The 19,814-nt window shown below is 61.5% G+C and carries 15 protein-coding genes; 6 read left to right on the top strand and 9 right to left on the bottom strand.

Annotated elements, in window-relative coordinates:
* On the top strand, positions 1-188 hold a 188-nt coding region (locus CK228_RS35640; protein ID WP_210202903.1), incomplete at its 5' end, for a hypothetical protein.
* Between the two features lie 103 nt (positions 189-291).
* On the opposite strand, the gene CK228_RS27820 is transcribed toward CK228_RS35640, so the two are convergent.
* From CK228_RS27820 to CK228_RS27800, 5 genes are all read right to left on the bottom strand, one after another.
* Positions 292-4,299, bottom strand: a complete 4,008-nt coding sequence (locus CK228_RS27820; protein WP_143750632.1) for an ATP-binding protein — start codon at positions 4,297-4,299, stop codon at positions 292-294.
* 1,103 nt (positions 4,300-5,402) lie between these two features.
* A complete protein-coding gene (locus CK228_RS27815) occupies positions 5,403-5,648 on the bottom strand; it encodes a MoaD/ThiS family protein (RefSeq protein WP_095789885.1) in 246 nt (81 codons plus the stop codon).
* Between the two features lie 15 nt (positions 5,649-5,663).
* Positions 5,664-7,928 carry a xanthine dehydrogenase family protein molybdopterin-binding subunit gene (locus tag CK228_RS27810; RefSeq protein WP_095789884.1) on the bottom strand — a complete coding sequence of 755 codons (2,265 nt, stop codon included), beginning with the start codon at positions 7,926-7,928 and terminating at the stop codon, positions 5,664-5,666.
* A gap of 2 nt (positions 7,929-7,930) precedes the next feature.
* Positions 7,931-8,407 carry a (2Fe-2S)-binding protein gene (locus CK228_RS27805; protein ID WP_095789883.1) on the bottom strand — a complete coding sequence of 159 codons (477 nt, stop codon included), beginning with the start codon at positions 8,405-8,407 and terminating at the stop codon, positions 7,931-7,933.
* Entirely contained in the window at positions 8,407-9,267 is an 861-nt protein-coding gene (locus CK228_RS27800; RefSeq protein ID WP_095789882.1) for a xanthine dehydrogenase family protein subunit M, read from the bottom strand. Before CK228_RS27800 ends, CK228_RS27805 begins: the two co-directional genes overlap by 1 nt.
* Before the next feature lie 296 nt (positions 9,268-9,563).
* Between CK228_RS27800 and CK228_RS27795 the strand changes: the two genes are divergently transcribed.
* On the top strand, positions 9,564-10,007 hold the full coding sequence (locus CK228_RS27795; protein ID WP_095789881.1) for an SRPBCC family protein: 444 nt from the start codon (positions 9,564-9,566) through the stop codon (positions 10,005-10,007).
* 189 nt (positions 10,008-10,196) lie between these two features.
* On the opposite strand, the gene CK228_RS27790 is transcribed toward CK228_RS27795, so the two are convergent.
* Both CK228_RS27790 and CK228_RS27785 read right to left on the bottom strand, forming a co-directional pair.
* The gene (locus CK228_RS27790; RefSeq protein ID WP_095789880.1) at positions 10,197-11,102 is read right to left on the bottom strand and encodes a hypothetical protein; all 906 of its coding nucleotides are present in this window, start codon (positions 11,100-11,102) and stop codon (positions 10,197-10,199) included.
* 26 nt (positions 11,103-11,128) lie between these two features.
* Entirely contained in the window at positions 11,129-13,270 is a 2,142-nt protein-coding gene (locus CK228_RS27785) for a caspase family protein (protein WP_143750631.1), read from the bottom strand.
* A 323-nt stretch (positions 13,271-13,593) separates the two neighbouring features.
* On the opposite strand from CK228_RS27785, the gene CK228_RS27780 reads away from it, so the two are divergent.
* On the top strand, positions 13,594-14,049 hold the full coding sequence (locus CK228_RS27780; RefSeq protein WP_095789878.1) for a hypothetical protein: 456 nt from the start codon (positions 13,594-13,596) through the stop codon (positions 14,047-14,049).
* A 48-nt stretch (positions 14,050-14,097) separates the two neighbouring features.
* Complete coding sequence (locus tag CK228_RS27775; protein WP_095789877.1) at positions 14,098-15,246, top strand: amidohydrolase; 1,149 nt, start codon at positions 14,098-14,100, stop codon at positions 15,244-15,246.
* A gap of 13 nt (positions 15,247-15,259) precedes the next feature.
* Here the strand turns inward: CK228_RS27775 and CK228_RS27770 are convergent, their stop codons facing one another.
* Positions 15,260-17,224: an EAL domain-containing protein gene (locus CK228_RS27770; protein ID WP_245318281.1), complete on the bottom strand. Its 1,965-nt coding sequence runs from the start codon at positions 17,222-17,224 to the stop codon at positions 15,260-15,262.
* Between the two features lie 318 nt (positions 17,225-17,542).
* Here CK228_RS27770 and CK228_RS27765 point away from each other — a divergent pair, with 318 nt between their 5' ends.
* Entirely contained in the window at positions 17,543-18,577 is a 1,035-nt protein-coding gene (locus CK228_RS27765; protein ID WP_095789876.1) for a class I SAM-dependent methyltransferase, read from the top strand.
* Here CK228_RS27765 and CK228_RS27760 read toward each other — a convergent pair.
* The gene (locus tag CK228_RS27760; protein WP_143750630.1) at positions 18,550-18,915 is read right to left on the bottom strand and encodes a hypothetical protein; all 366 of its coding nucleotides are present in this window, start codon (positions 18,913-18,915) and stop codon (positions 18,550-18,552) included. The two genes, CK228_RS27765 and CK228_RS27760, sit on opposite strands and share 28 nt — an antisense overlap.
* Between CK228_RS27760 and CK228_RS27755 the strand changes: the two genes are divergently transcribed.
* Complete coding sequence (locus CK228_RS27755; RefSeq protein ID WP_095789875.1) at positions 18,889-19,701, top strand: PfkB family carbohydrate kinase; 813 nt, start codon at positions 18,889-18,891, stop codon at positions 19,699-19,701. The two genes, CK228_RS27760 and CK228_RS27755, sit on opposite strands and share 27 nt — an antisense overlap.
* The last annotated feature ends 113 nt before the right edge of the window (positions 19,702-19,814 follow it).

Genomic DNA, 19,814 nt, shown 5'->3' with positions numbered 1-19,814 from the left:
GGGGTGGTTGGGGCTTAGGGCGAGGGAGGGAACGGGTTCGGTACGGATTGCGTCGGACCGAAGTTCGCGACCGGGATTCGCGCTTCGCTGGCGTCGTGGGCAATGCGATGCTGGCGAACAGACGCGAGATCGAAGAGGGCATTGCCGCGATCATGGCGCCCCTACATGAGGCAGATGTTTTGCGGTGAGGTGGGCGGACCGGTAGTCGACTTTCGCCAACCTATTCCATGGCTGCTTTGCGTAGATTTCCGCCAGGAAAAGGCAACGGCGGGTTTTTCGAAGGGATTGCCGTTACCGTTCGTGCGTCCTGGTGATTTCATCGACGCCGTAAAGCTCAAGCATCAGCATCTGGTCGATCACATCAAGCAACCGCTTTCTCAGGGCAGGATCATCCTCTGAACTCGCATACTCGTTTTTGATGAGGTCGTTGATTTGATGGATGTCCATGTCTCTGCGGTTTGCAGCGTCCCTGTCAGCGCTCAATTCGCGTAAGACTCGTTCTGCAGCCGCGATGACCAAACCAGAGACGTTGCATGTAGCATTCTCCAGTGCATGTAGGAGCGCGAAGGAGTTGGTCTCAAACGCCTTGCTTGCCACAAAGACCTTGGCAAGGTCAATAAACGCAAAGAACTGATCGGCTGGAATCTCACGAAATAGGCCTGCAGCCTCATTGCGCACACTCTTATCGTCGTCGTCAAAGTATCGGCGGAGATTCCGTGCCGCTCTGTCTCGGAATGTATCATGTAGAATAGAGTGGGACGCGATGTCGGCTGCAAGCCGCCTTGCGTCCAACGACGCGTTCTCCAACGTGTCGGCGAGAGCAACATAATCGGCGTCGTTGTAGCTCGCGCAAATGACGTGCCAGGTCGCGACAAGGCGCATGTTCGGATTTCCGTAGCTGAGCAATTTTGACAACAGCCGCCGTCCAACAGTAGGAACCTGATGGACAATGTACGGAAGAAGGTTCGTGGCTGAGTGAGTGATGAGTGGAGACAACCATTCAGAATGAGAGGTTTGACGCTCCACCGATCCGCGCGCGAGCCGCTGGCCCGCAGAGGTTAGTAGCCTGCGCGCGCTCAAGTGTACCCATAGAGGAGGGAAGTTCAGCCTATCGATTGCTGCTGCTGCGAGTCTCGATCGCTGCACGCCGCCGCCACCTTCTGCCAGTGTCTCGAGCAAGGCGGCGCACCGAACCTTGTCCTCATTGAACATCGGAGTGATAGGGTTAGGGATGCAACAGCGTATGCTTATTTTTGGCTCGGCTTTTATTCGATCCGCCAACAGCGGCCATGAGTCAGCCCGGCGCTCAGGAATATGCCAAAGTATGGCTGCAAGAGCCTCTAGCGCCCATCCCCGAGTGCCGTTCAACCCACGAATGTATAATTTTCCAGCTTGATCGAGCAACATGTCGATCGATACCGTTTCCCGTTCGGTATGGTCTATGTCGATTTCTTCGCTGTCGGATGCATCACCGTTCGCGATGTGCCAGACCAAAATGTCCCAGCAGGTTTGAGAACGACCCAGCTCGGGATGCTTCCCAATTAGCCGGACGACGCCTTCTCCAAAAGGCCTGCCCTCGCGGGCATGCGCGTCAATCACCGACGCCTCCAACGGCTCCAACTCCACCGTTTCGGCCTCCGCCAACCCCCACAATAGTTGGCGGATGAAGGCTTGGTTGGCATTGCCAGGAATGAGTAGTTGAAGTCGCGCAAATCGCTCAGGATGCTCTTTCGTGAGCTGTTGCAACACCTGAGCAAGCTGCAGTGCCCCGCCTGTTGCTGAGCCATTGCCGTAGTGACGCTCATTGTCCTCATTATGAGCCTGCAATGCCGAGAGCCATTGCTCGTCGGTCATAAGGGCCGCGCTGTCTTTGTCGATTGGCGACTCGACACTGTACGGTCGCACATTCGTGGGCTGTTGCACCTCCCGTGTGCGAAACTTACGCTGCAGTTCGTCGAGACGGCGACTTGCACGCGAGCTGAGCAAATCGCGTCCAATCGTTTCAAGGATGCAGAACTCCACCTGCCCACTAATCGCAAGTTGCCCAACGACGCGCTTGGGCGTTTTCCATGCCAATGCGTCTTTGTCTCCTGCCTTAAGTTGCTTCGCCGATCTGACAGCGTAGTCCAGTTCCGGTCGGTGAGACAGGATGGCATTCTCCACTGCCATGAGACTTGCTTCATCCAGATAAGGCATCGCTGCCTTCGCTGCGTCGGCGAACGAGCGCCAACCGGCGCCGATCCATCCAGCATGGAAAATTGTCGGCACACTCAAGAGAGGTAACAATTCCCCTGCCAGCGGCTTGGGGTTCGCCGTTATCGTTTCGAGATAAAGGTGCGCAGCGGCTTCATGGCTCTGTGGATCAAGCCGATGGAGTATTCGCCGCGCTTCGTTTGGATCCTGAGCTGCGACCTTTCTCAAGGCGGCGCGGATGAACTCAAGATACTTATCGCTCCCGGAATTGTGCCCCCTGTAAGCGCGATGACTGAAGGAATAGTCGAATCCGCCGGCCTTGATCTTGTTCGCGATGATTCCGAACGCCCGCGCCAGCGCGTCGATTGATCCATCCAGAAGTGCGAGGGGTGCCTTTTTCCCGAGCTCGCCCAAAGAATGCAAGTCAACGTCCCGTATCTCTTCACGCTCGAATGGATTGACGTCGGGATACTCGTCAAACCAGGCGTCGAAGTATGCCTTCAAGATCGCGGCAGCTCCGGCATTGCTTTCGCCACCGGCCCATGTGGCGATAAGTAGCTCACGGCGAAAGTTGCCTTTGGAATCGAAGAGCCCAGGTGGCCGCGCTTGGATGACCCGCTGGCAAAGATCGATCAATGCCTGATCGGGGCCTTGGCGGCGCACGTAGCCAAACCAGTTCAGCAACTCTGCCCCTCTGGCGCCGTCGCCGTCCCACCACGTATCGAGTATTTGCGCGATGGGTTGCGCTCGTGTGCCAGCGATATTGCCAAGCCACCACAGCACAGCGCGCTTTCGCGCCTCAATGGCGCTGGCAAGCTGAGCCGCAATCCAACCAGTGGGATGCAGTACGTCGAACCAACCCGCAGACCCCTGAAAGGCGGTGCGAACCGGCACCGAAAAGGGTTGGTCGGAGACATCCATCGCCAGCACGATGTCACGCTCTTGCTCGGTCGGCGCCGACAATGCCGCAAGCCATTGCACCACAGCAATCTTGATATGAAACCGAATATCACTGGTCGTGATGACTTGCTTCAGTTCACGAAGATAGCGAAATGGATCGCTCTGCCGCAAGCTTTCGAGAATCTGGCGCACTTGCGTCCGCCGAAAAAGATGCTGCTCGGTCGACGTAAGAAGCTCAACGAGCGTCTGCGTTCGTGCGGCAAAGGCTCGGGCAAATATGTAGTCAAAGAAGCTCTCGTGGAAGAAATTGACCGTGCCGCGAGAACGGACGATGAGGTGTTCGGATGCTAAGATGTCCACGCAACGCGGGAAACCATCCAACACGCTGAAGGGCGCGTCCAAACGCTGCCGATCGCTCATCCAATGGGCGAGCTCAGTCAACGCTGCCATCAATGACCAACTGGCCTGATCGCGGTTAGTGGCGATGAGTCGTTCTTTGCGCTGCAGAAGTTTGGCAAAGAGATCGTTGCGGCTGGCAAACTGCGTGTCACCGTCACTCGCGATGTCCGCGAAGACAGCCAGATTCAGCGGCAAACACAGAAGTGCCTTTTGGGTAGCATCAAGAGCGTCTGGCGAGACACCCAAGGCGGCAATTACCGGCACGACCTCGGCAGCCCAATCGAGAAGCGGTACATCGATCTGAACGACACCATCAGCTTGCCGAAGCTGTTTGATACGCTCATCGCTTTCAATGTCGAATGAGCGGCAGATCAACACCACTCGTACAGTTGCGTAGCGCTGCGCCTCGTCGAGCATTCGCAAAATAGCATTCTTGGTCGCGCCGTTTCTTCCGGACACTTCGCTCACGGCGTCGATTTGATCGATGAGCAGAACCGTCGTGTCGTCGGGCGCAAGCCCTTTCAGCATCGTTGTCGGACTTTCGCTCCGACCGAATAGGCTTTCGCCTAAATCGGCGGACGTCTTGCATTGTAGATGTTGGTCGATGCGCAGGGCTAGATGCAGTGTGCCTTCGGTTGTCAGCCTGTCTAAAACATCGCGAACAACGCCAGACTTGCCAGATCCTGCGACACCGCTGAGCAGGATCACACGAGGGCCGCTCTCGTCCCGCAGCAGAGACACAATCTCCTCGGGCAGCATTCGGGTAACGACGTGACCTGCCGCGCCAAACGGGGTGTATGTCTCCAAGTAGGCATCGGGTTTCAGCCTCTATTCGTTGACGCAACGTCGGGTCGAGTAACCAATCCTTGATCCGCAGGTTGGCCGCGTCCCGTATCTCTTCGCGGATGATCTCAGTCGAGAGGTCTCTGTTCATCCGTTCTTCGAGGTATGTGCGAAGGGCCGGGTATACGGCGGTCGCTGCACCTTGGAACAAAAGAGCTCCGAATGCTTCGATGGTGCTGGTGATTTCCTGTTGGGGGATCGTGAGAAAGTCGCATCGGCGAAGCCAATCGAACGCGGTCTCACGTGCGATCCCAACAGTGGTGTGGAAACTTTTGAATTTCTCTCGTGAAGTGTCCGGCAGAGCCTCGTCAAAGTCGGAAAAGTCGCTTGCATACGCGGCCTTGTCCGCAAGGCCAACCAGATCGACAGCCGGACTCTGCGATACAAACACACAGCGGTCTTGACTATTGGCGCGGAGCCTTGAAGCGAAAGCCGAAAGAACGCCCTCTTGCTCAAGCGCCCGAATAGTCCAGTTCTGTCCAGGTGAGTTGATCTTTGTCTGATGCCAGGACGTATAGTCTCCGTGATCGATGGCGAACTCAAAGCCTCTGAATGCTGAGCTAATGCCTTCGAGGCGGATCGAACGCGAATCAGCACGAAAGACGGCAAGTAGCTGTCGGACAGCCCACAGCGCCTCATAGATATTGCCGAATTTGTCTGCGACTCCCCCGCCGAACAACGAAATCTCACCAATTGCAATCGCTACCTGAGCTAGTTTCGAATACCAGCTAACTCGCAACCGTTCTTTCTATGTTCTATAAGAGTATTATAACAAGAGCAATGCATCTAATTCTCTTATGCACCGCTATAGGGGATTGCGAAAATAACGCGTCACCGGGGATCCATATGTTGATGCGAAAGTTTTGTTCCCATTCGAACACATCATAGGCAATCTTGATGTTAGCGTTTGGGTTATGCAAAATCGCGCAACATTGCAGTCTGGGACCTCCTTCCGTCAGATAACGGCAGGTTAGCAATTTTGGCACCCTGAAAGCCGTCAGTCCGTTTTCGGCCCCTCTAGACGTTCGAGAGCTTGGTGTTAACGTTGGAGAGGCGCTTGCCCCCCTTCACCCACCCGCCAACCTCGGCAGCAGAAAAATCTCCGCCCCCGGCGGCAGCGTCTTCCCCCACGTATCCCGGTAAATCACCCCATCAATCGCAACCGCAATGCCGCGATCGATCCATGGCTCGAACCCGGGATACTGTTCAGCCAGTTTCCTGAACAGTTCCCTGATGTCCTTGGCCTCGACCTCGACCTTGCTCTTGCCGCCGGCGAGCTGGCCGAGCGCGCCCCAAAGGGTGACTTCAACCATTCGCCAGCCTTCGCCCTACTCTCCCCGTTCCGCCTCGATGGCCGCCAGGATGCGTGGCGGCGACATCGGGATGTGGGTCATGCGCACGCCGGCCGCGTTCGACACCGCGTTGGCGATCGCCGCCAGCGGCGGCACGATCGAGGTTTCGCCGACGCCGCGCACGCCATAGGGGTGGTTGGGGTTGGGGATTTCCAGGATCTGCGTGTCGATCATCGGCAGGTCGGAGCACACCGGGATGCGGTAGTCGAGGAAGCCGGCGTTCTGCAGCCTTCCGTCCTTGCCGTAAATATACTCCTCGTTGAGCGCCCAGCCGATGCCTTGCGCGGCACCGCCCTGGTACTGGCCCTCGACATAGGTCGGGTGCACCGCCTTGCCGGCGTCCTGCACCACCGTGTAGCGGATCACCCGGGTCGAGCCGGTCTCTGGGTCGACCTCGATGTCGCATATATGGGTGGCGAAGGAGACGCCGGCGCCGTCGGCGACGAGCTCGCTGTGGCCGGCGATCGGCCCGCCGGTCTTGCCGGATTCGGCCGCGATCTCCTTCAGCGACAGTTTGCCGAGATTGTCGTGCTTCTCGCCCTTGGCGACCGCGTGGCCCTGTTCCCAGACCACGTCGTCGACGGAAATGTCCCACATCTGCGCGGCGCGCTCGCGCAGGATCTTGATCGCGTTGCGGGCGGCCGAGATGGTCGCCATGGAGGAGGAGAAGGTGCCGCGGCTGCCGTCGGTCATGTCGTTGTAGCCGAGGGATGAGGTGTCGGCGACGATGGCCTTGACGTGCTCATAGGCGATGCCAAGCTCCTCCGCCGCCACCAGCGACAGCGAGGCGCGCGACCCACCCACGTCGACCGTGCCGACGGCCAGCGACACCGAGCCGTCCATGCCGATGTTGAGGTCGGTGCAGGTCTGGCCGCCGAAATTGAACCAGAAGCCGCAGGCCATGCCCCTGCCCTGGTTTTTCCTGAGCGGCGCCTTCATGTGCGGATGGTTCTTCACCGCTTCCAGCGTCGGGCCGATGCCGATCGGCCCGTAGACCGGGCCGTAGGACGAGCGCGTGCCTTCCTGCGCGGCGTTCTTGATGCGGAAGTCGACCGGGTCCATGCCGAGCTCCTTGGCGAGCTCGTCGACGGCACTTTCCACCGCGAAGGCCGCCATGGGCGCCGACGGCGCGCGATAGGCCGCGGTCTTGGGGCGGTTGACCAGCACTTCGTAGCCGACCGTCTTGACGTTATCGAGCTTGTAGCAGGCGAACGCCGTCATGGCGCCGATTTCGGCCCAGGAGCCGGCATAGGGGCCGGCGCTGTAGCGCAGCGTCGCTTCGGCGGCGGTGATGGTGCCATCCTTGCGGGCGCCGATCTTGACGTCGATCGAGGTCGCGCTGGTCGGCCCTGAGGCGCGAAAGACCTCGTCGCGGGTCATCACCAGCTTCACCGGCCGTCCGGCCTTGCGGGACAAGGCAAGCGCCACCGGCTCGGCCCAGACATGGGTCTTGCCGCCGAAGCCGCCGCCGATCTCCGACGAGGTGACGCGCAGCTTCGAGGCTTCCATGCCGAGCAGTTGGGCGCAGTGCTGGCGATAGACGAAATGGCCCTGCGTGCACACCCACAGGTCAGCGGTGCCGTCGGACGAGACGCTCGCCACGCAGGCATGCGGCTCGATATAGCCCTGGTGCGTCTGCTCGGTCTTGAAGGAGCGCTCGACGATGAAGTCGGCCTGGCCGAAACCCTGGTGGACGTCGCCATGGCCGAACTGGCTGCGCTTGGTGACGTTGGAGGGTTTTGCCGGCTTTTCCTCCAGCCCTTCGGTGAAGATCGTGTCGTTGATCAGCGGGGCGTGGTGCTGCATCGCCTCGTCGACATCGGTGACATGCGGCAGGATCTCGTATTCGACTTCGATCAGCTTCAGCGCCTGCCTGGCCGTGCGGGCATCTATCGCGGCGACCGCGGCCACCGCATGGCCGTCATAGAGCGCCTTGCTGCGCGCCATGCAATTGTCGAGGATGTCGTACATGGCGGCATCGCCATCGGTGAGGTCGGGCAGGTCTTTCGCCGTGATCACCGCCTTCACGCCGCTCAGCTTTTCCGCCTTCGAAATGTCGATCTTGCGGATGATCGCGTGTGCATGCGGGCTGCGCAGCACCCGGCCGACCAGCTGGCCGGCCATGTTGAAGTCGGCGCCGTAGCGGGCGCGGCCCGTCACCTTGTCGACGCCGTCGGGGCGGATGGGGCGCGTGCCGACGGATGCGAATTTACGCCCGGAAAAACGCGGATCGAAATTCATCTTCAGGCTCCCTTCATCACAATTGCGGCGTCCTGGACGGCGCGCACGATCTTGTCATAGCCGGTGCAGCGGCACAGGTTCCCGGCCAGACCGAAGCGGATCTCCTCCTCGCTCGGGTCGGGGTTCTTGGCCAGGAGATCCTTGGCGGCGATCAGGAAGCCAGGCGTGCAGATGCCGCATTGCAGGGCGGCATGCTCGAGGAATTTCTGCTGCAGCGTGTGCAGCTGGTCGCCATGCGCCATGCCTTCGACGGTCTCGATGCGCCGGCCTTCGGCCTCGGCGCCGAGCACCAGGCACGAGCAGACCAGCCGGTTGTCGAGGATGATGCTGCAGGCGCCGCAGTCGCCGGTGCCGCAGCCTTCCTTGGCGCCGGTCAGGCCGAGCCGGTCGCGCAGCACGTCGAGCAGCGTCTCGTCAGGCTGGCAGAGATATTCAATCGTGTCGCCGTTGATTGTCGTCGAGACTGCGATGCCAGCCATTATTTGCCTCCTGCACGTGCATAGGCGGTCGTTGCGGCTCTCCTGGCCAGCACGCCCGCGACCTTCCGTCTGAATTCGATGGTACCGCGCTTGTCGTCGATCGGGCGGCAGGCGCCGGCGCAGACTTTGGCGAGCCGCTCGAGCGCGGCCTCGTCCAGCTTCCTGCCGATAAGCGCCTCGGCGGCCTCTTCCACCAGCAGCACCGTCGGTGCCGCCGCGCCCAGCGCCACGCGGGCCGCCGTGACGACGCCATGCTCGTCGATCGTCAGGTTCACCCCGGCGCTGACCACGGCAATGTCCATCTCGGTGCGCGGAATGAAGCGCAGATAGGCATCGCCCGAACGCGGCGCTTGGCTGTCGAGCAGGATCGCCTCGATGATCTCGCCCTTGGCGAGCGAGGTCTTGCCCGGCCCGGTCGGCACGGCCTCGACGGCAATGGTGCGCTTGCCCGAAGGGCCGGCGATCACCGCTTTGGCGCCCGCGGCCACCAGCGCCGGCACGCTGTCGGCGGCCGGCGAAGCATTGCAGAGATTGCCCGTGATGGTGCAGCGTCCCTGCACCTGCTTCGAGCCGATCAGCTTGGCCGCCTCGACGACGCCGGGCCACGCCTTTTTCAGGGCGGCGTTCTCGCCCAGCACGGCGCAGGGAACGGCAGCACCGATGCTGAAGCCGTCCGCGGTTTCGCGGATGTCGCTCAAGCCGGCGATCGACTTGATGTCGACGATCAGGTCGGGCTCGACAAAGCCCCCCTTCATCCTCACCAAGAGGTCGCTGCCTCCGGCCAGAATGGCTGCCGTGCCAGCCGATCCGGCCAATTGGCCGACGGCATCTTCGATTGAAAGCGGACGTATGTAGCGCATCGTCTCCCCTTGGATATCGCGATTTCAGCGACCGTTATAAACACTCTCCTCATAATGGCTATCGGGTTCGTCATTTGCGACGATTGGTCCAGCCGCCGCAACATCGAGTCCCAAATCAGGCCGAATTGGCCTACGCCAGTGCATGTCGTCCAAAAGCGTGCAGCGGTTTTGCGACAACGACATGCAGAGATAGGCTGGGTCCGCGACCGGTTCTCGAAAATTTGCGAGCCCGTGTCGGATCGGTCAAGCCCCGTTCGTCCTTGGGACATCGAACAGGCATCATGAAAGGACAGGATATGCCCGGTACCGTACGTTTGCACCGCGTTCTCACCACCAGCCCCGAAAAGGTCTATCGCGCCTTCGTCGAAGCCGACGCGCTGGCGAAGTGGCTTCCGCCGAACGGCTTCACCTGCACGGTCCATCAGTTCGAGGCCAAGGTCGGCGGCACGTTCAAAATGTCCTTCCGCAACTTCACCACCGGCGGCAGCCACGCCTTCGGCGGCGAGTATCTCGAACTCGTTCCCGGCGAGCGCCTGCGCTACACCGACAGGTTCGACGACCCCAACCTGCCTGGCGAGATCCAGGTCACCGTGATCCTGAAAAAAGTCTCGGTCGGCACCGAAATCGACATCACCCAGGCCGGCATCCCCGACGTCATCCCGGTCGAGGCCTGCTATCTCGGCTGGCAGGAATCGCTGCGGAACCTGGCAAAGCTGGTCGAGCCGGAGATCAATCAGTAAGGCAGCTCCAGAAAGCGCGCGGCGCCGCCGCCGATGACATGCCCATCGGCGGCTTTGCTTCGTCAGGCGATCACGTTCGACGGCAAGCGACAGGATGCGGTCGACGCCGATGGCGCGAGTTGGCCGACGCTTCGGCTACATCCATGATGATGCGGAAGCCGCGGCCGTCTGGTCCCGCCATCGGATCGATCATACCAATGCCTGGCCGATGGCCAGCGCGATCGCCGGCTGCGCGAGGTATTTCTCGATCGAATGCGCGTCCTCGTAGCCATTGTCGAGCGTGGCGATGTTGGTGACCTTCGCCTTACCGAACGTATCGGCGGTGAGCCCGGGTTGCAGCGCGACGAAATCCTCCTTGTCGCTGCCGTTCAGCCATATCGAAGCGATGGGCGGGGTGATGTAGGGCGGCTGGATGCGATCGCGCACAATACGGATACCGAGCGGCGAGCCGAGCGTTACGAACAGCGGCAGTTGCGGGGCGTCCGGCATCTGGCGTAGCAGCACATAGCTAACGATTGTGCCGAGCGAATGGCTGACGATGACGGTGCGTTGCGGCTCGACCAAGTTGTCGAAGACCTGGCCGCGCACCAGCGTGTTGATCTTGTCGTAGACACCTGGCTTGTTGAGGTAGGTCGCGGCCTGCCGCAGGAACTTCTCGGCCAGCCCGCCGGCTGCCCCGGGGATGACCTTTTCGAGGGCGCGGGTGATGGCCTTGAGCCAGCTCTTGTGGATGCCGGCCGCCATACGGTTGGCCTGCGCCTGTTCGCCCGGCCGGAGTTCAGCTTCGACCTGTGCGTCGGTGATGCCATGCGCGCGCTGCAGTTCGAGATAGAGCGCCGCCAGGTCATTCGGCGCATAGTCGCTGTCGGGACCCCCGACAGCCATCGCCGCGACGGCCTGCGCGCCGCTCTCCCACGACTGCTCCTCCTTGTAGAGAACGTCCGCATAGTAGGCGGTGCGTATCTCGACATCATCCCACCAGGCATCCGCAAGCCTGCCGAGCGTGTCACGAAACGACTTGGACCAGCTGGTCTCGATCTGCGCCTTGGTGAGGTCCTGGTTGTTGATGCCGTGTACGAAGATGAGACGCCGCATGATTGTTCCCCCCGGGCAGACGGATATCAAGGTTTCGGTGGTTCCACGATGACATAGCCGAAATGGTCCGCCAGCCTTTCCAGCTCTGCCTGGCGCAGTACGACGGCCGCCGCGCCGACGAGCTCCGAGGCCACGTCGCGCAGCACCTGCGGCACGTCGAGATGATCGGCATCGGCGAGAAGTTGCCAGCCCTGGCGGTGGATGGGGAACAGACCCCAGACCGGCACGGATTTCCTGGCGGCAAAGGCCTTGCGGGCATAGAGGGGCCGGGACTTGTCATCGTCGTCCTCGACGGCCGGCAGATCGGCGATGACTTGCCACCGTCCCTTGCGCTGCAGCCACGTCATCGACGTGGCGGCAAGCGCTGCGAGGTCGAAAGGCAGCCCGTAGCCCGCCATGTAATTGGCGGTGCGCACGATGTTGTCGTCATCGCCGCCGAACCTGTAGAGATAGCCCGCCCGGATGCCATCGTTTGGACGCCTCTCCTTGAGCAGACGAGCCTCGTCGCCAAGCTTCCTGGCGTCCGACACCCGGCTTACCGACCACGGGTACATCTGCGCACCAGAGCTCAGTGAAACGTCCCAGTCTCTATAGCCACGAGGGCGCAGCATGACGTCTCCCGGCAATTCCTCCAGCAGCACCGAAGTCGTCCTCTGTAGGCTCGGAGCAAGCGTCCAGCCTTGTCCCTGGTGCACGAAGACCGGCAGGTCGCGGGCTGCCCACGGTGCCAGGTAGCCCCAGCCGAATCGTGTCGACGAAAGCGACCCCACACGTACCTTCGGGACGGCGATGGGGCCGTCTCCATCAAAGAAGACGTGACGTGTCCTAAACGGTTTCTGCATGTCGGTGGACGAATCGGCCAGCAGGTTGGCCCGCTTCAGAGATTGCTGGAATCCGGCTGCTGCCTCAGGTTCCGGCTCGAATTGCATGCGCACCACACGCGCACCGGCGGAAGGCTTTGGCTTCAGGGCCTTCGACCCGTCGATTTCGGACGGGTGTTGTTGCTCACTGCCGCTAGAAGGAGGTGAGAAAGTCTGAAGGACTTGATCGATAGCCGCCTCCCAATCTGAATCGTCAGGGAAGGGAAAAGGACGGAACTCGTCAGTATCCCGCATAGACACATAGCCAGGTAGGTCGATCTCGCCCGGCAACGTTGCTGCGGCTTTGCGTAAGATACGCTCTAACATCTTCTTGAGGGTGGCATTGTCAGGCCGTGAGAAGGGTTCAACCGATAGCTGGAGGGAGGCGACAAGCCCCTGCACCATTTCCGCCACCTTGGCTGCAGGCGGCGTTATTTGATCCGCGTGCGTCTTCTGGCCTATCGGGATGGCAGCGATCGGATTCAGAATATCATAGTAGTTGTGGTCAAGGCGGATGCTGGCCTGGTTGTCCGGCTCCATTGTCTCGTTGAGTTCGGCGGCACGTCGGGGCACTTCTAAGTCGAGATAATCGGCCAGCTTGTCGTTGGAGATGACAGGCTTGAACGGGTGGTATTCGCTGTCGATCACAGCCGGCACCTTGCCTTCCAACGCGTCGCAAAGCACCGAGGAAAACAGGCAATAGGGCTCCGCGCCCTCCACTGCCTTGACCTGGTATGCGTAAGCTCCCAGCGTGGTCGCGCGGAACAGGTCGGTCTGCAATCCGACCGCCTTTCCCTTCTTGGTCATGACCCCGTTGGCCACGAAGCCGAGTCCGTCTTGATGGACGTTGCGGCAGGCGTCGGCGATGATGGCGAGCTGTCCCTTTTTCAGCTCGTGGCTACTCGCGCCGATGCCGTAATTCCTCAGCCCTTCCATGAACTGCATGACGCCGACGCATTCGCCACTGTCCCGGCCAGCATGCGTCAGCAGCCAGAATTCCTCGGCCGTCGAACGCACGACACCGTGCCCTGCGAAATAGACGACAAGGCGATCGATGATCGCCGCATCGAGCAGGTCGGTGATCTCCTTGCGCAACCGCTCGACGGTGACGGGGATGCCAGGCTTGCCGCCGGCCGGTGCATCGGTGATCTCAAGCACCTTGTAGTTACGGCCGTCACCTGGGGTTCTCGCCCAAGCGGCGATGCGTCTTGCGCTGGTAAGCGTCCCGGGCAACGCCTCATAAGGCGGATCGTAGTTGGACACCGCGATGACGACCATCGCCTTGCGAATGGGTTTGAAGTCAGGCATGTCGACAAACACCAAGGTTGCTGTTCAACAGTACCGCGGCCATCAGTCGAAGCAAGAAAAATTGTTGCCGCAAGCCAACCAAGGCAGTTTCGTCTGAGAACAATACTCGAAAATTCGCACGCTACTGAAGGCGTTGATCCCAAGAAACGCCAGATCCGCAGGGGTTGGCTTTATCAAGGGCCGGGAGCGACGGAACCTCCGCTGACAGCTGGCCATGAACATCTTACGGCCGCACATTTGATGCCAAAAACAGGAAGATTGACGGGACCACTGGGCGCGTGAAACCTTTCACATGAAGCACTTCGGCCAAAGGGAGAAGTTCTATGCGACATCTGTTGGTTTTCCTGGCCGCCTTGATCCTGGCGACGGCGGCGCAAGCGCGTACGATCTACTACGGCAACAAGGTGGGAATGGAACTCACCATCGTCAAAAGGTCGGGCATCGGCTCCGAGCACGCCAGCATCCTGGCCAAGCACGACAGGCACAAGGCCGGCGTCTACTGCCGCGAATACGGCCACGATTTCTCCAAGGAGTGCATTGACGCGGAAATGAAGTCGCCGCTGCACTTCGAGATCACGGCCAACTGCAAGACCGGCAAGTTCACCACCTTCTACGGCGCCAACATGCTGTTCCAGGGCCGCAACAAGGGCACTGAGGTGACGACGGACTACCTGATCACATCGATCGATGACAATGTGGTGCTCGATGGCTCCGGTGCCTCCTCATACGATGTCACGCTGGACCAGTTCAAAGCGCTCTGCCCCAATCGCGTGCGCTAGCGGCGTTTGCGACACTGTGCCGATCGGAACAAACGGAGGCGCAAACGCATGGCCCTGACCAACCGGGATATCGTCGAGCTGACCGAATGGCGGCGCAAGCTGCACCGGCAGCCGGAAATCTCCAATGAGGAGGAGAAGACGGCGAAAGAGGTCGTCGCCTTCCTTGCCGACACCGGGCCGGACAAGGTCCTGACCGGCCTCGGCGGGCACGGCGTGGCGGCGGTCTATGACAGCGGCAGGGCCGGGCCGACCGTGCTGTTCCGCTCCGAACTCGACGCGCTGCCGATCGAGGAGCTTTCCGGCGTGCCGCATGCCTCGCAAGTGCCGGGCAAGTCGCATATGTGCGGCCATGACGGGCACACCGCGATCCTGGCCGCCCTTGGCCGGCAGCTCGGGCGCGAGCGGCCGGCCAGCGGCCGCGTCGTGCTGATGTTCCAGCCGGCGGAAGAGACCGGCAATGGTGCTGCCGGCGTCGTCGCCGATCCGCGCTACGGCGAGATCGCGCCGGATTTCGCCTTCTCGCTGCACAATCTGCCCGGCGTGCCGTTCGGCGAGGTCAGGCTCAAGCCCGGCGTGGTCAACTGCGCCTCGCGCGGCATGCGCATCGTGCTCGAGGGCAAGACCGCGCATTCCTCCATGCCCGAGACAGGCATTTCACCGATGCCGGCGATCTCGGAGCTGATGCCGGCGCTGCCCGCGCTCGGCCGCGCCACCTTCGCCGACGACGATTTCTCCATGGTCACCGTCACCCATGCCGCGATGGGCGAAGCCGTGTTCGGCATCGCGCCCGCCCATGCCGAGGTGTGGGCGACGCTGCGCACCCGCCGCGACGAGCGCATGGCGGACCTGTGCGCCGGAGCGCAAGCCCTGGTGACCGAGATCGCGGCCCGCCATCGCCTCTCCGCGCGCTGGGATTACCACGAGATCTTCGTCGCCAGCGTCAACGCCCCGGACGCGGTGGAGCACCTGCAACGCGCGCTCGACGAAGAAGGCGTCGCGCACGGGCAAGAGGCCCTGCCGATGCGCGCCTCGGAGGATTTCGGCCTGTTCGGCCGCAGTGCCAGATCGGCGATGTTCTTCCTCGGCGCCGGCGAACGGCACCCTTCCCTGCACAATCCGGATTATGATTTTCCCGACGACCTGATCCCGATCGGCTCGAGGATCTTCATGCGCACGGCGCGCAATCTGCTGGGGTGAGCGCGCGCGCCGGTTAGGCGGACCTGAGGAACGGGCGCTTCTGGACGCCCCGCTTTGCCTGGAAACTCGCGGCGGGAACCGGACGGCCGACGCGGAAGCCCTGGATCTTGTCGATCCCGAACTCGCGCATCAGCGCGATCTGCTCGTCGGTTTCCACGCCTTCGACCAGGATCTGGTGGCCGCGATTGCGCACCAGCGCGATGATGTCCTGCAGCATGGCCATGCCCTTCGGGGTGCCGCAGTCGTGCAGGAACGAGCGGTCTATCTTCACCGTATCGAAATCGATCAGACGCAGCCACGAAAGACCGGCGAAGCCGGTGCCGAAATCGTCGAGCCAGATCTTGATGCCGAGCAGCTTCAGGTCGCTGATGCAGCGCAGGATGTCCGAATGCATCTCCATCTCGAGCCCTTCGGTGATCTCGAAGGCCAGCCTGTTGCCGGTCACGCCCGTCTCGCCCAGAATGGTCGCGACGGACGCGGCGAAGCCAGGCGTCTTGAGCTGGATCGGCGAGACGTTGACACTGACGAGAGGGACGTGATCGTCCGCCAGCAGCTCGGCGCACACCGTCCGTATGGCCCAGCGGCCGAGTTCCAGGATCGCGCCGGTGCGTTCCGCCACGGGAATGAACAGGCTCGGCGGAACCAGGGTTCCGTCCAGCATCTTGAGACGCATCAGCGCCTCCACCGCTTCGACGCGGCCCGACACGACATCCTGGATGGGCTGGTAGACGAGTGAAACGAGGCCCTGGCCGATCGCGATCTTCAGCAACGCCGCGAGGTTCTCGCTCTCGTCGCTGCTCTGCGGATCGGTCGGGTCGAACAGCCTGGCGCAATTGCGGCCGCTGGCCTTTGCCAGATAGAGCGCGCGGTCCGCCTCGTGGATGATCTTCTCCAGCTTGGCGCCGGCCTGCACCCTGGTGAAGGCAGCGCCCACGCTCGCCGTCACGATCGAAATGCCGTCGCGCCTGAGCTCATGGGTGATCGCCAGGGTCTCCACCGTGCGGCAAATGGCTTCCGCCAGTTCCGCGACCTGGTCCTTCTTGTCCATGCGGGCGAGCACGATGAATTCCTCGCCGCCATAACGCCCGATCGAGCCATTGTAGTTCTTGATCAGGTCGCTCAGCGCGTTGGCCACATGGATCAGGCAGCGGTCGCCTTCCTGGTGGCCGTAGCAGTCATTGAACTTCTTGAAGAAGTCGACATCGATGAGGATGGCCGCGAAGCCGTTGCCAAGCTTTTGCCAGTCGCTCCAGTAATCGCGCAGCTTCTCGTCGATCGCGCGCCGGTTTTCCAGGCCGGTGAGCGGATCCGTCCGCGACAGTCTGAGCAGGGCCTTGCCGCGTTCGGTGGCCTCCTTGTGCTGGATCTTGGCTTCCAGCGCGTTCAGGAAGACGTTGTAGCGCTCCTCATTCAGCTTCCAGTTCACATAGGAGGTGAAGGTGAAGCACGAAACATAGAACGTCCCGAACACCATCTTGTATGTCAGCGAGGCGGGCAGGAAATAGTTCACCACGTACAGGATGCACAATATGATCGTCGACGTTATGATCGACACCTTGAAGCTGAACGTGAAAAATAGATTGGCACTCATCATGAAAATGGTGCCGAACACCATGTAGTAGGCGACGGTTTCCTTGTTGGCGCCCAGGGATGCCGGGAACAACCAGCCGACATAGCCGAAGATGATCGCCGCGGCGCAGGTCACGTCGAGCCACTCCGTCGCCACGCCCCGGCGAAGCTGTGTTTCCAGGGTCAGCAGAGCGGTCAATCCGACCGCGAAGCGCGCCGTGATCGTGTAGGCCGCCACGTCGGGTATCAGCAGCAGGTCCGACACCGAAAACAGCACATAGATGACGACGGCGATCCAGAGCCCAGGCCTGGCGTCTTTCCTTCGCTTCGCCAGGGCTTCGGCGCGGTAGAGGATGCGCAGTTCCGCCACCCCCAGTTCCTGGCGCGGATCATACGGTTCCACATCCACCGTATCGGCCGATCTGGACGACGCGCGTTCGCTCACAAATCCCCGGGTTGGGGGATTTTGCGCTCCGAACTCTCTTCCAGCTTCTGCCCCCACGCAGGACGACTCCTTGGGACGCGACACGATCGCCACGCGGTAAAATGCGATGGCGCCAGACAAGTTTGCGTTAACTCGGACCCAGAATCTTATCCGCAATATCGCTAATAAACTGAGATGGTTAGCGGGAAATTAATCATAACAATAAAATGCGCCCGAAGCGCCGTTGGCAAATGGAGCATTCTACGCAATAAGTTAACTGACTGTTAACCAAGGAGTCCTGGTGTGCAAACCGTGTTCGATGGGCAAAGCCTGATTACCGCAGAGATTATCGCCGGCAGCCTGCCCCGGGGTAAGCTCGAGCATCACGGTGAAGAGTTCGAAACCGCACGTGCGGAACTGGCGCTCATCCTCCACGCCACACAGCAGCAGATCGAGCAGCAGAAATATCCCGCCGAGATCGTACGCCGGCTTCTGTCGCTGCTCAGCGCGCTGCGGGCCAAGGTGCATCCCGACGTCTGGCTGGCCTTGATACCGGTGGCGCAGAACCATCCGATCCTGAAGTATTTTCTGGAGGATCCGCTGACGAACTGGTCCTTCACCAAGCCGAGGGGCTATTCCGGCGACGCGCAGCTGCTCGACTACATCTATTGTGACCCGCACGTTGCCGAGAGTGTGGCCAACGCCTCGGAGATCGGCAAGGCGCTCTACAGCCATACCCAGAACGTTCCGTCATGCGTGGCAGCACGCGAACGGCGCGATCTCCTGACCCGCTATGTCGACGAGGCGGCGGCCAAGAACGGACCCGAAACCGAGGTTCTGGCCATCGCCGCCGGCCATCTGCGCGAGGCCAATCGCTCCGTCGCTCTGGCCGAGGGCCGTCTCAAGCGCTGGGTCGCGCTCGACCAGGATCCGCAGAGCGTCGGGCTGATCGCACGCGACTTCCAGGGCACCGCGGTCGAGGCCGTCGACGGCTCGGTGCGGACCGTGCTGACGCGGGGCCACAAGCTCGGCAAGTTCGATCTCATCTACGCCTCGGGCCTCTACGATTACCTCCAGCACAATGTCGCCGTGAAACTCACCAAGACCTGCCTGCAGATGCTGAAGCCGAACGGCACATTCCTGTTCGCCAACTACGCCGAGGGCACCCCTGACGCCGGCTACCGCGAAACCTTCATGGACTGGGTGCTGCTGCTGCGCTCGGAGGTCGACATGTGGAACATCGTCAACGCCAGCGTCGACCGCAACGCGGTAGAGGCCAAGGTGTTCTTCGGCGAGAACCGCAACGTGCTTTACGCCGTGATTGAGAAGCGCGGGTAAGCAGGCGGCGCGGGCATCCGGGAATGCCTGCGTGAATTGTTGGCTGTGTTTGGCTGAGAGGCGACCTTCGCCTCCTGGCCGCTTTCCGCCTCATCGCGGTTCTGGGAAGCCCTGAGCGGTTCGTCGGGCAGGCGCAAGGCCATGGCGTGGACGGTGTCTCCGTCCGTGCCGACGCCGGAACGCTTGACGAAGACGCGCTTGTCGACGGTGACGCCGACCCCGGTCATAGTGCGCCAAGAGCATGCCCGTGCGGCCTCATCGCCGATGCACTGGCGCCAGGCCTGGCGACCGAAGACCGAACGCAGGGGATCATGGGCAGAGTCATCGTTGTCGGCCACGTCAATCACGACCAGGTCTGGTCGCTGTCGGGGCCCCTCGCCTCGGGCGCGCGCCTCACCTATTCCGATCGTGTTGTCAGGCTTGGCGGCGGCGGCTTCCACACCGGCACCCGGCTGGCGAAGCTCGGCAATGATGTCCGGCTGATCAGCAATCTGATGGACGACGGCCATGGCCGGGCAGCACTCGCCGAATTGCGGGCGAGCGGCATCGACACCGGCTACGTCACCATGTGGGCCGGCGAAACCCGGTTCACCGAAATCCTGCTCGAGCCGAACGGCGAGCGCACCATTTTGAACACCAGCGGCCAGCTGCGCCCTCTCTTCGCCGCACCGGAGCCTGTCAGTGGCGACGCCGCCTATCTCAACGCCCTGGTGCTCGACGACGGTCTTGTTGCCTCGCTGCGGACGATCCCGCTGGTGGTCTCGCAGTTTCCGCTGCGCAGCACCTCGCACCGCCCGGCCGACATCGTCATCGGATCGCGCGCCGACTTTCCCGGCGAGAACACGCACGCGATCTGGGAGCGGGCATCAAGGATTGCCGGGCCTCGCCTGAGGACGCTGGTGCTGACCGATGGAATGCTGCCGATCTCGCTCTATGACGGCGAGGCGCTCAATCACGTCACGCCGCTGAAGCAGGTCTCCGTGCCCGACACGATCGGCGCCGGCGACTGCTTTGCGGGGATCTTCCTGCACGGCCTGCTGCAAGGGCTGACCCTTGAGCTTTCCGCCGAACAGGCCAGCCGGCAAACCGCCGAATGGCTGTCGGAACGATCACGTACCGGCTGAATTAGTGGCTCCGGCAAGGCCGGCTTTCATGAAAATGTCATAAAAATCAAATGGAAACCAGCATTCGAGTGAACTAGAAAACATGTCCTGGAGAGATCGTGATCGAGGCGTCG

Source organism: Mesorhizobium sp. WSM4312 (assembly GCF_002294875.1).
Taxonomy (GTDB): Bacteria; Pseudomonadota; Alphaproteobacteria; order Rhizobiales; family Rhizobiaceae; genus Mesorhizobium.
The sequence above is the reverse complement of the archived record's forward strand: the minus strand, read 5'-3'. Positions and strand labels throughout refer to the sequence as shown.

Coding starts and splice junctions, on each gene's coding strand:
- CK228_RS27815 (WP_095789885.1), bottom strand. CDS start 5,648: ATGGTTGAAGTCACCCTTTGGGGCGCGCTCGGCCAGCTCGCCGGCGGC.
- CK228_RS27810 (WP_095789884.1), bottom strand. CDS start 7,928: ATGAATTTCGATCCGCGTTTTTCCGGGCGTAAATTCGCATCCGTCGGC.
- CK228_RS27805 (WP_095789883.1), bottom strand. CDS start 8,407: ATGGCTGGCATCGCAGTCTCGACGACAATCAACGGCGACACGATTGAA.
- CK228_RS27800 (WP_095789882.1), bottom strand. CDS start 9,267: ATGCGCTACATACGTCCGCTTTCAATCGAAGATGCCGTCGGCCAATTG.
- CK228_RS27795 (WP_095789881.1), top strand. CDS start 9,564: ATGCCCGGTACCGTACGTTTGCACCGCGTTCTCACCACCAGCCCCGAA.
- CK228_RS27790 (WP_095789880.1), bottom strand. CDS start 11,102: ATGCGGCGTCTCATCTTCGTACACGGCATCAACAACCAGGACCTCACC.
- CK228_RS27785 (WP_143750631.1), bottom strand. CDS start 13,270: ATGCCTGACTTCAAACCCATTCGCAAGGCGATGGTCGTCATCGCGGTG.
- CK228_RS27780 (WP_095789878.1), top strand. CDS start 13,594: ATGCGACATCTGTTGGTTTTCCTGGCCGCCTTGATCCTGGCGACGGCG.
- CK228_RS27775 (WP_095789877.1), top strand. CDS start 14,098: ATGGCCCTGACCAACCGGGATATCGTCGAGCTGACCGAATGGCGGCGC.
- CK228_RS27755 (WP_095789875.1), top strand. CDS start 18,889: ATGGGCAGAGTCATCGTTGTCGGCCACGTCAATCACGACCAGGTCTGG.